General features: G+C 56.4%; 17 protein-coding genes. 1 reads left to right on the top strand and 16 read right to left on the bottom strand.

Features of this window, described 5'->3' with window-relative positions; translation table 11 throughout:
* The 6 genes from VMU57_RS17890 to VMU57_RS17865 all read right to left on the bottom strand — a co-directional run.
* The coding region (locus VMU57_RS17890) for a hypothetical protein (protein WP_325385898.1) at positions 1-1,157 on the bottom strand (1,157 nt) is incomplete at its 3' end.
* Positions 1,158-1,281: 124 nt separating this feature from the next.
* Positions 1,282-1,488 carry a PRTRC system protein C gene (locus VMU57_RS17885; RefSeq protein ID WP_325385896.1) on the bottom strand — a complete coding sequence of 69 codons (207 nt, stop codon included), beginning with the start codon at positions 1,486-1,488 and terminating at the stop codon, positions 1,282-1,284.
* A complete protein-coding gene (locus tag VMU57_RS17880; RefSeq protein WP_325385894.1) occupies positions 1,457-2,086 on the bottom strand; it encodes a PRTRC system protein E in 630 nt (209 codons plus the stop codon). Before VMU57_RS17880 ends, VMU57_RS17885 begins: the two co-directional genes overlap by 32 nt.
* 398 nt (positions 2,087-2,484) lie before the next feature.
* Entirely contained in the window at positions 2,485-2,946 is a 462-nt protein-coding gene (locus VMU57_RS17875) for a type II toxin-antitoxin system VapC family toxin (RefSeq protein WP_325385892.1), read from the bottom strand.
* Positions 2,943-3,203 (bottom strand): AbrB/MazE/SpoVT family DNA-binding domain-containing protein, encoded by a 261-nt coding sequence (locus tag VMU57_RS17870; RefSeq protein ID WP_325385890.1) that lies wholly within the window; start codon positions 3,201-3,203, stop codon positions 2,943-2,945. Before VMU57_RS17870 ends, VMU57_RS17875 begins: the two co-directional genes overlap by 4 nt.
* An 868-nt stretch (positions 3,204-4,071) precedes the next feature.
* Complete coding sequence (locus VMU57_RS17865; RefSeq protein WP_325385888.1) at positions 4,072-4,746, bottom strand: hypothetical protein; 675 nt, start codon at positions 4,744-4,746, stop codon at positions 4,072-4,074.
* Positions 4,747-5,062: 316 nt separating this feature from the next.
* Between VMU57_RS17865 and VMU57_RS17860 the strand changes: the two genes are divergently transcribed.
* On the top strand, positions 5,063-5,383 hold the full coding sequence (locus tag VMU57_RS17860; RefSeq protein WP_325385886.1) for a hypothetical protein: 321 nt from the start codon (positions 5,063-5,065) through the stop codon (positions 5,381-5,383).
* Between the two features lie 216 nt (positions 5,384-5,599).
* Here the strand turns inward: VMU57_RS17860 and VMU57_RS17855 are convergent, their stop codons facing one another.
* The 10 genes from VMU57_RS17855 to VMU57_RS17810 form a co-directional block, all read right to left on the bottom strand.
* Positions 5,600-5,794 (bottom strand): hypothetical protein, encoded by a 195-nt coding sequence (locus VMU57_RS17855; protein ID WP_325385884.1) that lies wholly within the window; start codon positions 5,792-5,794, stop codon positions 5,600-5,602.
* A gap of 32 nt (positions 5,795-5,826) precedes the next feature.
* On the bottom strand, positions 5,827-6,132 hold the full coding sequence (locus VMU57_RS17850; RefSeq protein ID WP_325385882.1) for a type II toxin-antitoxin system RelE/ParE family toxin: 306 nt from the start codon (positions 6,130-6,132) through the stop codon (positions 5,827-5,829).
* A 3-nt stretch (positions 6,133-6,135) separates the two neighbouring features.
* Positions 6,136-6,432: a type II toxin-antitoxin system RelB/DinJ family antitoxin gene (locus tag VMU57_RS17845; protein ID WP_325385880.1), complete on the bottom strand. Its 297-nt coding sequence runs from the start codon at positions 6,430-6,432 to the stop codon at positions 6,136-6,138.
* A gap of 370 nt (positions 6,433-6,802) precedes the next feature.
* Positions 6,803-7,078, bottom strand: coding sequence for a BrnA antitoxin family protein (locus VMU57_RS17840; protein WP_325385878.1), 276 nt, complete (start codon positions 7,076-7,078; stop codon positions 6,803-6,805).
* A gap of 40 nt (positions 7,079-7,118) precedes the next feature.
* Positions 7,119-7,325 carry a BrnT family toxin gene (locus VMU57_RS17835; RefSeq protein WP_325385876.1) on the bottom strand — a complete coding sequence of 69 codons (207 nt, stop codon included), beginning with the start codon at positions 7,323-7,325 and terminating at the stop codon, positions 7,119-7,121.
* Positions 7,326-7,687: 362 nt separating this feature from the next.
* Complete coding sequence (locus VMU57_RS17830; protein WP_325385874.1) at positions 7,688-8,533, bottom strand: hypothetical protein; 846 nt, start codon at positions 8,531-8,533, stop codon at positions 7,688-7,690.
* Between the two features lie 48 nt (positions 8,534-8,581).
* A complete protein-coding gene (locus VMU57_RS17825; protein WP_325385872.1) occupies positions 8,582-10,147 on the bottom strand; it encodes a single-stranded-DNA-specific exonuclease RecJ in 1,566 nt (521 codons plus the stop codon).
* A gap of 27 nt (positions 10,148-10,174) precedes the next feature.
* Complete coding sequence (locus tag VMU57_RS17820; protein WP_325385870.1) at positions 10,175-10,708, bottom strand: hypothetical protein; 534 nt, start codon at positions 10,706-10,708, stop codon at positions 10,175-10,177.
* Between the two features lie 77 nt (positions 10,709-10,785).
* Entirely contained in the window at positions 10,786-11,475 is a 690-nt protein-coding gene (locus tag VMU57_RS17815; RefSeq protein WP_325385868.1) for a siphovirus Gp157 family protein, read from the bottom strand.
* Positions 11,476-11,569: 94 nt separating this feature from the next.
* Complete coding sequence (locus tag VMU57_RS17810; RefSeq protein ID WP_325385866.1) at positions 11,570-11,932, bottom strand: hypothetical protein; 363 nt, start codon at positions 11,930-11,932, stop codon at positions 11,570-11,572.
* Positions 11,933-11,992: the final 60 nt, after the last annotated feature.

Here is an 11,992-nt window from a genome sequence, read left to right as displayed (position 1 = left end):
ACTCGAAGCTGGTTGTCGAACTGAGATTGATCTGTGCTTCCACTGTCTGTACTCCTATCGAGGGCCAGGCTGAGATTCACCAGTTGCCGGTTGACCAGAACCACCCTGAGCACGTGGTTGAGAACGCGCTTCACATCAGTTTCATCGGAAGGGTTGAAGGAGTCGATCCACGTTGGCGCATGCGAGGACTCGTACATATGCTCACGCTCTTCATCGAAAGCTTGCGTGATTGGGTCGTGAGGTTCAAAGGCGACCACCCAGTTTGGCAGCGGAGTATCGTCCCAGATTCCTTCGATATCCTGATAATCCATGCCCCGTTGCGTCTTGCGAAACGAAGCGAGGGTGAGGACTGGCTCAATCCACTCGGCGTATTTCCCATTCCGATGTTTGCTGAGTAAATCGAGCGAATGCCCGACGCGGCGCTGCTCCTTGTGAAAAGAGATGTCTCGCACGCAGGGAGGCGTAGCCCCTTCGAGATCAGGGAAGATAAAGCCGTGTTCCTCGCAGTATTGCTGAAATGACGCTTCTGAAATGTCACCGTCTTCGATGTCCATTTCGATCGACTCTTTCCATTGATCCAGGAAGCATTCTGTCCTCGGCAGATCGTAGATCTCCATCCAGAGATTCATGGCGCGCATGAGCACGATGTAAAAGGCCCGCCCCAAGCCTGCTTCCTCCTCCTCCAGCAGGCCCAATGCGCGCCCCACAGCCAGGAATCCGCATCCATCGGAGGTCTCGATCAGGATGATGAATTTTCCCTCTTCCGGACGGAAATCATCGAGTTCTTCCACGATCGCGAGGTCGATGTGGACCGCTTGATCGAGCCCCCTGGCTCCGAGACCCTCCAGCCATTCGTTGATAGCGCCCCGGATGAAGAGAGATGGGTTGGCATTGTGGCGCTTCCACAATTCCGGCGATCCCAGACCGAGCTGGACGAGACTGCGCGCCAAGGCGACGGTCGTGTCGCCGCCCCGGACGTGCGTGTAGGAGCTGGGGATCTCGGCGATGGCGGGGAGAAGGAGGCCGGGGTTCTGCCGGGAAAAAGTCATTGCAGCCAGGGCAGCAATCCGCTCGGCGTCGGGCAGGATGGTCCGGAGTGATGTCTGGCTCCTGTCACAGAGGCCAGGGTTTTCGATGTTTTCTGTGCCTCTGCGCATAGGAGGAACCTCTCGATCATTTGTTCGTTGGGTGTCCGCTCCTGCCGGCAGATGCGATCAAGCTCTGCCAGCAGGAACTTGCGGGATTTGGCGTCTGTCTTCCGGAGTGGGCGGGGCATTCTGCTCAGCCTTTGTGTCCGACCGACGTGGTGAAGGTGATCGTCCGCGCCCGATCGCTCAGCTGCTCTTCATACGAGGCGTTGTTGAGTGCGGGATAGATCCCGGTGTAATGTGCCCGCACTTCCTCGACGGAGAGGGCGGGATTGGGATCGGCCAACTTGCGGCCGTCAAGAATAAATTCACGCGGCAGCGCTGTCGTCGTCAGTGCCATGAAAAGCCTCCCTTAGAATTTCGTCTTCTTCATCGCTTTGGGTGTCGAACATGGCTGGTTGGGCCGCCCTTGCCGCAGATGTTGCAGCAATGCCTGAATCGTCCGAATGGTTCTCTTCCAGCGCGGCTTTCGCTGATTCACTGGGAGAATTGGGAGCAGCCTTCGAAAGTTCCGCCGGCGTATCAAACAGGCTCGGTGGATCCGGTTTCTTCACCTCCGGTTTAGCGGAAACCTCTGGCTTGGCGGCAATCTCTGTCTTTGTGCTGGAGGTTCCCTTGCCACTCTTCCTGGCTTCGGCAACCTTTTTGGCGGCTTCATCCTTGACCTCTTTGAGCGCGGCCTCCATATTGGTCTTGATCTGGGCGACGGAGCGCTCCAGTGTCAGGTGTTCGGCGGTGTAGCTGACAATGGCGCCGGAAAGGCCTGTGTCCAGTTCTTCCGCTGTTCCTTCGACAGCGAAGGGTTGCGTGAGTTCTTTGGCTTCCTCCTTACCGGTAGGGCGTGGCGTGATGGTGACGCGAAGCTGATCGTCGCCGACCGAGGAAAGGGTGAGAACCAGACTTCGTTTTGTCAATAAAGGCTTGAGCTCCTTGAACATGTGCGTATCCTTTTGGTTGTTGGGAGTGGAATGAAAAGGACAGCCGACAGGCGCGCCTTTTCGCGGAAATACGGGAGATTTAACCAAAACATGAATTTGTTGCCAACTCTATGCGTGGCGAGCCCCGAAGGCCCAACCCGTGTCAGTGAGCTTTCCGAATTTGTTTACTGTCGAGGGGTGTGGCTCAAGACGGTCAAGAAGATACCGTCGAGCGACTTAAACCATAAAGTGGCAGTAGATACCAGTTTATGGTTCCTATTATCACTGCCAGATGAACCGACCGATGAGGAGAGCGAAGAGGCCCATCGACTCCTCGATTGGATTGTCTGTGTTATTGATGGGGCCTTCACTTCAACTTTGGCAGCGGGACTCTTCAGGCGCGAGGTTTCACCTCGGCCTTAGAGGAGGCTTTCCGGAGGTGAGAGAACCTCAACCTTTGGGAAGTAGGTGTGATAGCGCGTGGCATCGCGCGTGAGCAAGGCCAGCCCTTCTATAGCTGCATGGGCTCCGATATAAAAATCGGGGAGCGGCGTGTTTCGAATGCCGCCACGACGACGGTAGGTAAGAAAGCATTTGCCAGCCAGAAAGCCCGCCTCCCAGGGAAGAGGCGCTCTTTCATAGAGGCTAGCGGGTAGGGCAGCATTAATCGCCTCGATCGTTGCATAACCGATAGAAACCTCGGCATAGATGATCGGATTAATGACCAGCGTCGATTGCTCGGCACATTCGAGAAGAGCGTTGCCGGACCAATCGCTCCATTTCGGATCATTGGTGGCAATGTCCAGCAGAATATTGCTATCCACCAGTATGCCGCGGCATTCGCGTAAGCGCGTCGGCAGGTTCAGCAATGCCGGTGTCACTTCGCCTTCCCACGACGTGGTTCCTTCTCGCGGGTGAGCGCCATGATTTCGTCTGTGCTCATGCGGGCATCCGCCGTTCCACGGAGCGCGTCGAGCACTCGTCTTCCTCTGGCACCAGCGCCAAGGCCGCGCTTGGCCTTGCGAATGCGAGCGTGATTGCCGACCACCTCGAATTCCACCTCGGTATGAGGCAAAAGACCAAGTCGAACGCGAACTTCCTGGGGAATAGTTACCTGCCCCTTGCTTGTGATTTGCATGGTAAGACTCCTACTGGTAAGTGTAAGGATTGCATTCTTGAAGCGCAACTGGCGACTGACGGTGTGGTAATTTTCATCATGGCTGACCCACCCAGCTTCCACTGCATCGCATCCACTGAAAGCAAAGATTGAAACGCTGGAGGAGAGTCGCCGAATGCTCTCCCACTATTTGGGAAAGCGGAGAAACCCGATTTCCCAGACGCGCGCGAGGCTCAGGCTGACGGCGAGCGATGGCATCGGGAGCAGGACGCCCGCGTTGCCAGGAGGATGCCTTCAGCGGCGCGGGATATGCGGCCCACCTGAGTGCGTTTCTCTTGCTGGTGCTGACGGTATGGAGTTGGCTGCCATGAATCTTCATTTCATCGCGATCCTGGCGCTGCTGTTGGTACCTTTCTTCCGCGCAAGAGCCAGCGCCGACGCCGGCACTTGGGCTTTCACAGCGGGAATGTCTTTTATCAGGACCATCGTGGCCAGCCAATGCGAGCCCGGGTGCCCGACCCTCGCGTATATGGGGTGCGCGGCAAGCCCGACTGCCTTATCCGTACCCCGGATGGGATCATTCCACTGGAGTTAAAAAATGGCGTGGCCGCCCTCCGGCGGCGGAGTCTACCTGAACCATCTGATTCAGGTCCTGGTCTATATCCGTCTGGCGCGGGAAAACGATAGGGAAGGTTCACTATGATCTGGTTCTTTACGCCAATGAGACGGCCCGCAAGCTAGTTCCCACAGCCGAGAATCTGGAATGGTTTCGAAATGTGGTGGTCGAGTTTCCCAATGCCCGGAAGGCTCACGGGATAGATCGCAGTCATCAGAAAGGCCAAAGATGCGGTCTCAAGCGCAGCTACAATCAGTCGCTCGACATCGCAGACTAACTGGCGTTCGCGGACAGATACTCTCGGTAAGCATCCTCCTCCTTTTTGCTCTCCCGGGTGCGCGTTAGACCGAGATTCATATGCTTTTCGGTATAGAGATAATTACTGAGAAACTCTGCTCGCTTCTCCGGGAAGCGCCTCAGAATGAGGCTTCCGGCTTCTCGTGAGACGAAACGCCGCAGCTGATCGTCCGAAACCACGAATGTTTCTCTTCCACCGTACAGCACAGGCGTGGCCTCCAGCACGCCGGTGTTGATCCAGTAGAGGATCGTTTGCACACGGACGCTGAACATTTTTCGGAGTTGATTCAGTCCATAGTGACCGGAGCAATGGCCGAGCGTGCGGTCAACCCTCCACATCACGTTATAGAGAGCGCTCTTGGGGCAACCGAATTTTTTTGCGGTCGCTTCATAGCCATATTCCATCACGTATTCGGCGACTGCGAACGAATCCCAGGTTCTGTACGTGCCTGCACCGGGCCGTCGGATTCCTTGACGCTCGAGAAATCTCCAGCAAGCGAAGCTGCTGAAGCCGGTCAACTCCTCCAGTTGGTTGTGCAGCAGAACGGCATGCACTCTGTTTTGTCCGCGAAGGGCTTTTGCGACCAGCCGTTTGGCTTCCTCCGACCATATATAACGAGTTCTCTTTCGAGAGTTGATCTCCATCGCCATCAATGTCGCGCGCTCCTTTCTCGTTACTATGCACAACCACGACAGTAAAGCCGCGATGTTATAGACATTTGGGGGGCACTTTTCCGCTGACGAGCAGAGAAGGCCACCTTCGGGGTTTTTCCCTCTACAAACTAAAGGCACTTTGGATTGCCATCTGTGGCGTGGAAAACTCATTTTTTTTGATATTTTTCTGCGATTCATAACTGGACGGATGAAAAAGGTGCTGTTATTCTTGAAGCCGCACACTTAGTCCGACAAAACGACCATCTTCTGCAGGGGTTCTTACGGCCCGTGAGTATTCACTCGGGGTATTTTCATGAGCACCAACTCTTCTGATGTCGATCTCATCTGGAAGTGGCACGAAGCGCTCAACGAAGAACTGAGAAGCAAACTCATGACAACCGCACAGGTGAACTGGGCGAATGCACAACTTGCCGCATGGTCGTATCTTCATGACACGATGCAGACAGCAGAAATCATGGAAAAGGCAATTAAGGTGGTCCAGACCTACGCGCCCCACGCTTCGCCGCCTCCCGTGCAAGCAAAACTCAATGCTCGCTCGCGCAGTCAGGTTCGGCGCATAGTTAAACAGAAGGCCAACCGCAGGAGGAAGGAGACCTACGCCGATTCCATATAGGATCTCGAGATCTATGCTCCTGCGAGCACTTCGGAGCTATCGTATGCCGGAGAGAAGTGGCAAATTGGATGAGAAGCAATGGCACCAGCTCCAGATTGATTGAGAATCAGGGCGCGGGACTCATATTCGCGCACGATAAAGGACATTGTTGTGAGAATATGTCGACTACTCAGATACAAACGCCTGGTAGTCCAGTCGGCCGTGAAAAAGTCATTTTCAGGCTGAGGCGCATCGCGCCGGCGGGCTGTTTGGATTGGCTCCGGCCTCGCCCAGCCGCTTGCCCAATGCATCATCTCGACGGATCCATCGGTGTGCGATGCTGGTCCAGTAGTTTTGCTCCTGCGACGCAAACTTCCGCTCATAGCACGTTCGTGCCTGGCTTGCCGAGAGCGGTTTGGAGATGGTCAGCATAATGTGTTCTGCTGCCGGGAAAGATTTTAGAGCTATGCTTGTTTCGTCTCTTCTGACATCACTTCGGGCCATTGTTGGGCACCGTGCAGCACACGCAAAATCCGCACGGTATCGCCGGTGATGCGATAGGCAGCAATGTAGGGCGTGCGATGAATGACCAGCTCACGCGTTCCCTCAATGCGTCCGGGCCTGCCAATCTCCGGGAACTGCATCAGCGCCCCGACCTGCTCCCGAATGCGTTCATCCAAATTGAGAGCGGCCTGGGGGCTATCCGCTTCGATGTAATCGAAGATCGCCTCACGGTCGGCCTGCGCGAAGACAGACCACTCCAGCCGCATCGACTAGCGCCCCTTGCGCCGCGCGGTGGCCCGTCGTGTGGCGAAGTGCGCCTCCACTTTCTCATGCGGGATCGCGGGGCGCGGATCGTCCAGCGCTTCCTGCACTTTGGCACGGAACCAAGCATCATGGGCAGTGGCATCACTCGCCAGTGCAAAGGGAAGTGCGCCTTCGTTGGCAGTGCGCGTCAGCAAGATACGCACCGCGTCAGAAACCGTGATTCCCAACTCTTCAAGCACCGCCGCTGCGCGCTCTTTCACAGCAGAATCAATCCGTGTTTGCACCAATGCGTTCGCAGCCATGAAAAACTCTCCTAAGCCTATTGTAATGCAAATGAATTACATTCTTCAGTGGATGCCTTTGGACATATCCCACACAAACAGCTCTTTGGGTTGGTCGGCGGGCGGATCGAAGAGTGGGAGCGCGGCTTGGGCCGCTGCCAGCGTTTGGGGTGACTCTGCCAGAGTTACCGTCACCGGCGGGATGGCTTGGGCGCAACCTCCGGCAGTTTACGTTCGATGCCACCCTGGCTGCCGCGCTTCTTCACCATAGACATAATTTTGCAATCCCCTGCTAATCGGCTCCGAGGGCACTTTCTCCAGGGCTCAGCTTACCCTCAGAATCCGTACCCCATCATGGCTTGGCAGAACCGTTTGGGACGATGTTTCACGTTCAATGTTTCTGAGCCTCAACGTATGCTTTGAGAACAGCGTTCATGCGGGTAAGGTGTCCCTTTCCATTGGCCTTAAACCACTCCACCACATCACTGTCGAGGCGAAGATGTACGGAAGTTTTTCCCCGGGGCATGACGACGCGGGCGCTTTTCCAGAACTCTGCACCGAGAGACTCGGCTTCGGGCGCTTCCGGGCTGGTTTTGTCCTCGCCCCGTTCGCGCATGGCTTGGACCTGGTTAAGGGAGTGTCGCACGATGGTAGATTTCTCTTTCATCTCTGCTCGCTTTCTGGGCACTGATGACGCGGATGAGGTTTCACCCCGCCAGGTTGAACACCACCCGATACACCTCGGTATCGACCCTGCCGAGCGTAATAAAACGAATCTCTCCGTAGTCTTCCCGGTCGTCGATCCGCTCCATGATCTCATTGGCAAAGATTTCAGCAGCGGTCAGGAACGAGACGCGATGTTTGGCGAGGTTTGCTCTGGCTTTCTCTTCGTCCCACTCGAATTCCAGTTCCACGCATCACACCGCCTCTCAATATAATACACAAACGTGTACACACTTGCCGCTTCCTTTTTTGGCCCGGCCCGAAATTATAGGCTGGCGATGGAACATATTTAGGGTGAACGACCGTAGCTCGCTCTGCTGGTCTAGATCTTTTTGCGTCAGATGCGCCTGAGCTGTCTGAGGACGATCATAGCGTTCATAGTCTTCGACCAGTCTTACGCCTGCCACTCCAGTAAAGCGGCACCCACCGGGACCTCTCGAAATCCCTCGCTCGGCAAGTGGATAAGGTCGATCGCCTCTTCGATCACTTTTGAGAGTTGTGGCGCTATCTCGCTGGACCTCAGTCGTAAACAACATCCGAGCAGATAACTGGATCAGGCGACTGGTAGTTTCCCCTCTCTTTCCGACATGAACTGCTCTTCCGTCTTCCGCACGTAGTCAATCCATCTCGCAATGCGTTCCTGACAGAATCCACACAGCGTCATGTGCCGCGTCTTCCCGGAGAGAAGAAACTTGTCGGGATTGAAGGCGAAGTATTTGATCTGTTCCTCGGAATAGCAAGTCAGGTCCTCTTCCGTCACCGCGGACTCCGCAGTCGTGACCTGATCCGCAAGCATCTGTTCTTTCAATTCCGCGACCATATCGGAGAGCTGAACCCTGCGATTCCCTGCCCGCTTCCACAGCGAGTCATCCTCGGACCAGTAGTCCTCAAGCCTGGCGCTGGCATTGATCGCAAGATAGCGAATTGCCGATCTCCGATCGGCGAAGACGCGACCGGCATCCGCGTAGGCAGCGGCCGCGATGTTTGCCAGCCCCAGGATGGCGGCATCTGGATAGGTTTCGGCCAGGGTCCGCAAGCGTGCGGCCTCATTTTCGGCAATCCGCGCGAATTGAGTGCCCGGCTCGACAGTCTCCCGCACCTCCGTATTGAGCGGCGGCATCTCAACGACCACACTCGGGGGCGCGGTCCACGCCGGATGATCGACCATATACATGACCGGATCGAAGAGCAGATCGAAGTCGTCCTTGCGATCCGCCACGCCGCGCAGTTCGTTCATCATGTGGAGAAACCAGCTCAGTTCGTTGTCGTTGAAGGCGGCAGATGCTTTGCGCATCTCCCGCCTCCGGTGGTATTCAAAGCAGTCCATCAGGGTACCCGGAAGAATAAACTTGTCGAGATCGCGATTGTACTGTTCGAGTTGCGTTGTTAAAGCGTCCATGTGATTGTCTTCCTTTCACGGACGTTATCCCACGCAACCCGTTTTCAGTCAAATTGCCCGTAAATTGCGGCCTTTTTCATCGAAACCAATGAGAGAAGCGGTGGTTCCGTTGAGCGCGAGCAAGGCCGTGCCGTCACCTGTGACAGGTTCCGCCGAGCGGGCCTTGATCTCCCGCTTCCCTTGCCGGACGAAAACGAAACCAGGTGTCGCCGACCGGACAATTGCATTTCCGACGCGGAAGATTGGCGTCGGATTGCCGATGCCGAAAGGTTCCATACTGCGCAGCTGCTCAAAGAAGCCTGAATTTGTGAGATCGAGATTCAGGTCCGCTTCTGCTTCCGGTGTCTTCATCGGCTTTGGGGGGTGTTCGAGCAGGAACCTTTCGAACAGCCGGCGGAATTCCGGGATCTTTTCGACCGCGACCGTCACACCGGCTGCCTGGCTGTGTCCCCCGAACCGATGAAGAGCGGAGCTACAGGCGCGCAGTGCCGTGATGAGGCTGAACCCTTCGACACTTCGCCCCGAGCCGACCGCCATTCCGGTCCGCGCATCGTGGACAAGGACGACGGTTGGTACGCCATAGCGCTCGCGCGCCCGGCTGGCCAGGATTCCGGCGATTCCCTTCTTCCACTGCGGGCCATAAACGACCAGACCGGCGGGGACCTCCTTCTGGATATCCTTCTGAACGATCAAGACCAACTCCTTCAATGCCTCTTTCTCAATGCGGCGGCGCTCCCGGTTCAGAATATCGAGCGAGGCTGCCAGGTCGATCCGCTCTCTTTCGCTGGCAGCGTTCAGCATGCGCAGGGCCTCCTCCGGATGCCCGACGCGGCCGGCGGCGTTGATCCGGGGAGCAATCCGAAACGCAATCTGTTCTGAGCTGGGTGCCTGGGACGGCCGGACGCCAGCCAGCAGTAGCAGTTTGCGCAGCCCAGCATGACGTGTGGAGGCCAGTTCCGCCAGGCCGATCCTTGTCAGCGTCCTCGTGGCACCGGTGAGCGGGACGCAATCGGCAATCGAGGCGATGGCCGCCAGCCGACTCATGCTCGCGACAAAACCCAGAGTCTCGGCTGCGCCATTCCCCGCGGCTTCGAGCAGCGCCCAGCAAAGCATCAGCCCCAGTCCTGCCGCGCAAAACTCACTGGACCAGACGGCGGGAGCCTTCGCCCGGGTTTCGATGTAATGGTGATCGACGATGATGACGTCCATACCGAGTCTTTGGGCCAATCGAACCGGACCGGCCGCATTGATCCCGTTGTCGATGGTGAGAACAAGATCCGTGCCGCTTCGGGAGAAGCGGTGGACAGCCGCCTCGGTAAAGCCATAGCCTTCATCGCGATGCGGCAGATAAATCACCGGCCGTGCTCCGAGTTTCCGAAGCGTGGCCTCGACGATCGCGCAGGAGAGGACTCCATCGCAATCGTAATCCCCATAGACGCCGATCCGTTTTTGTGAACGAACCACCGCCAGGATGGAGGCGACGGCCTCCTCCATTCCTTCAATGAGAAAAGGAGAGGGCATATCGCTCCAGGTGGAGGGTGCAAGAAAAAGTTCGGGATCGGCGACGCCCCGATGCTTCAGGACATCGACCAAGGGCCGACAAGGAAACATCATGGCGTATCTCCGGAAGTGAGGAATGGGTTAGAACAGAGAGGCTTGGACTGGCTCTGACATGGACTCCGCAATGGTGAGCCTCGAAACCGGTTGAGCTGGCACAGTCGTTTGGGGAATGTTGTTGGCTGCCGGTTGCGACGCCAGATACTTGGCCTGCAGCCGTTCCATCTGAGTGATCTCTCGGCTGCGGACCGCGGCAGCCACTCGCAATTCGTACTGCCGCACCAGGCTTGTGGTCAGGATGTGACGCTGGATCTCCCGTTCCACATCCGAGTACGTGTAAGCGGGATCTCCGTAGCAAGGAAAGCGCAGCGTGTGGTGAAGGAAGTTCAGACGTGACTCGTCGTCCGCGAACCAGACGTCGTAGAATCCCGCCAGGTCGTAGTGAGCAATATGGGAGAAGCACATCGACAGACGGTTATAGAACGGCTTTCGAAACAATGACCTGTTGAACTCCGAATGGACGAAGTGAAGAAAATGATTGCCGAAGGCGGCTTTCACCTCGGCGGAATCGAACTGGGTGGCGGTAAACTGATCCGGCGAAAGGGGACCTTTTTCCATAACTGCTCCTGAACATGCGAAGGCCGGCTTGCGCCGGCCTGATTGAATTGCTTGTCTTTCGTGTATTGGACCTGAGATCAGACGACGCGGATGTGGTGCCCCCGAATTACGGTCGCGCCTTCGACCTTCTCCTTTTGAGCGACCGCCTGCTTGATGGCGTCGTTCATCGGGATCATGCTTTGAATTGCGGCGTTGAGAACCGACTGCAAATCCTTCGTCACTGCGGCCAGAAGCCGTAGCCATGTTTCTCCGTCAAAGCGGGCTTCAATTCGTTTCAGGCGGATCGGAAGCAAGTCGGGATCGCTGACTCGCACGGAATCCTGAGGATTCTTCTGGCAGCGAAGCGTAAACTGCTTTCCTTCCATCTTTGTCATGTTTCGGGTCTGCAAGTAATAGAGGATGAGGGACTTGGTTTGATCGACTTTGTTCTCCGCCGTCTTCCCTCTTGCAATAAGCCGCGCAGCCTCGCTCTTGCAGTAGACGGTCCGGGCTTCCATGACTCGGATGAAGCGGCCGACACGATCGACTTTTTCGCCAAAGGCTTCGCAGAACTGGTCAAACGCCTGCTTGCTTTCCGCGCTGATATCGCCTGTTTCTTCGAGTTCGTCCTGCATGCGGTCGAAGAGAAAATCAAGTTCGCGGTCGATTTCGAGCAGCGAGTGATCGGCGGCGATGGCCTCCTGCGCCACTTTCGCTTTCTCGTCCTGCGGTTGCTGCTGCTGAGCAAATGGCAGCACGGGGGCTTGAATGGATGCGGATGTGGCCATGGTATCTCCTTAAAAGAAAATGCCCGGCACAAGGCCGGGGGGTAAACAGTTGTGAAACAAGGGATGCGGGCTGTCCCTTTGATGCATGACCAGATTAAGCGTCCGGCTTCTTGAGCACAATCCGCAGCGCTGCCGCGCTGTACCAATAGGCATCGTCTGCACGATGGGCAGCACGATATTCCGAATTGTCGGAGCCGCAATGCAGGAATTGCATAGCGGCCGCGCCTTCAAGATAGCGAATGGCGTTCTCGATCTCTTCGTTTGATGCTCCGTTAAGACGCTGCTCAGAAGAGCGCGGAGGCTCCTCTGAATGAATGATGCGCTCGCGTGACTGTAATGACTCTTTCATGAGTGCAATGGCTTCGGGATAGTGGAGCGTCACAGAAACCTCGCGGCGCTCGGATGCATCAATTGTCCTCTGTGCTCGCGTTGCTGGGTCCGTCGTCCGTGTTGGCATTGGTTCTTATCCTTGTTATAGATCGCGCTGTCTATGTCTGCGGAGCCATAGGCAGCTTTA

Source organism: Edaphobacter sp., assembly GCF_035532915.1.
In the GTDB taxonomy this organism is placed as follows: Bacteria; Acidobacteriota; Terriglobia; order Terriglobales; family Acidobacteriaceae; genus Edaphobacter.
This window is presented reverse-complemented; position numbering and strand designations above follow the sequence as displayed.